Annotated in this window: 1 protein-coding gene; it reads left to right on the forward strand. The window is 60.8% G+C overall.

All coding sequences use genetic code 11. From position 1 onward, the window contains the following. Positions 1-273: class I tRNA ligase family protein (locus SB754_RS20275; protein ID WP_410784163.1), on the forward strand; the 273-nt coding region annotated here is incomplete at both ends.

Consider the following 273-nt stretch of genomic DNA (forward strand, 5'->3'; position numbering starts at 1 on the left):
CGCGTACGAGATCGCCCAGATGAAGATTGGCCGCCGCCTGGCGATCAAGCTCCTGAACGCCTCCAAGTTCGTCCTGAACCTGGGTGCCACGGAAGCCAACGTGGTCACCGCTGACACCGCGGTGATCACCAACGCCCTTGACTCCGCACTGCTCAAGCAGCTGGCCGACGTCGTGAAGGCCTCCACCAAGGCCTTCGAGAACTACGACTACGCCAAGGCCCTGCAGCTGACCGAGTCCTTCTTCTGGTCCTTCACGGATGATTATGTGGAGCT

Source organism: Leifsonia sp. SIMBA_070, from assembly GCF_046534635.1.
Classification (GTDB): Bacteria; Actinomycetota; Actinomycetes; order Actinomycetales; family Microbacteriaceae; genus Leifsonia.